General features: G+C 55.8%; 1 rRNA gene. It reads left to right on the top strand.

From position 1 onward, the window contains the following. Positions 1-1,270 (top strand): 23S ribosomal RNA (locus RNC47_RS35925); the annotation flags it as partial.

Consider the following 1,270-nt stretch of genomic DNA (forward strand, 5'->3'; position numbering starts at 1 on the left):
TTATGGGCTGTCACCTACCGCTGAATGTATAGGCGGTGTGGAGGGAACGCGGGGAAGTGAAACATCTCAGTACCCGCAGGAAGAGAAAACAAGAGTGATTCCGGGAGTAGTGGCGAGCGAAACCGGAAGAGGCTAAACCGTTTGTGTGTGATACCCGGCAGGGGTTGCGCAGGCGGGGTTGTGGGAGTTTCTGTGATCGTTCTGCCGGACGGTCGTCGAGTAAAAAATCGTGGGTGTAGGCGAAGGGCATGCGAAAGGCCCGGCGTAGAGGGTAAGACCCCCGTAGCTGAAATGTCTGCGACTCGATATGGAGCCACCCAAGTAGCATAGGGCCCGAGAAACCTTGTGTGAATCTGGCGGGACCACCCGTTAAGCCTAAATATTCCCTGGTGACCGATAGTGGATAGTACCGTGAGGGAATGGTGAAAAGTACCGCGGGAGCGGAGTGAAAGAGTACCTGAAACCGTGTGCCTACAAGCCGTGGGAGCGTCGCGGTGAGTGCTTGCACTCATCGTCGTGACTGCGTGCCTTTTGAAGAATGAGCCTGCGAGTTTGCGGTGTGTTGCGAGGTTAACCTGTTGGTGGGGAGCCGTAGCGAAAGCGAGTCCGAAGAGGGCGTTTGAGTAGCATGCCCTAGACCCGAAACGGAGTGATCTAGCCATGGGCAGGGTGAAGCGTGGGTAAGACTGCGTGGAGGCCCGAACCCACCAGAGTTGAAAATCTGGGGGATGACCTGTGGTTAGGGGTGAAAGGCCAATCAAACTCCGTGATAGCTGGTTCTCCCCGAAATGCATTTAGGTGCAGCGTCGTTTGTTTCTTGTCGGAGGTAGAGCACTGGATAGGTGATGGGCCTTACCGGGTTACTGACCTTAGCCAAACTCCGAATGCCGGCAAGTGAGAGAACGGCAGTGAGACTGTGGGGGATAAGCTCCATGGTCGAGAGGGAAACAGCCCAGAGCATCGACTAAGGCCCCTAAGCGTGTGCTAAGTGGGAAAGGATGTGGAGTCGCAGAGACAGCCAGGAGGTTGGCTTAGAAGCAGCCACCCTTGAAAGAGTGCGTAATAGCTCACTGGTCGAGTGATTCTGCGCCGACAATGTAGCGGGGCTCAAGTACACCGCCGAAGTCGTGTCACCAGCCTAGCTGGTGGGTAGGGGAGCGTCGTGTGTTGGGTGAAGCAGCCGTGGAAACGTGTTGTGGACGGCATGCGAGTGAGAATGCAGGCATGAGTAGCGTTACACACGTGAGAAACGTGTGCGCCGATTGACTAA

Origin of the sequence: Streptomyces millisiae, from assembly GCF_031845425.1 — a bacterium.
Classification (GTDB): domain Bacteria; phylum Actinomycetota; class Actinomycetes; order Streptomycetales; family Streptomycetaceae; genus Streptomyces; species Streptomyces millisiae.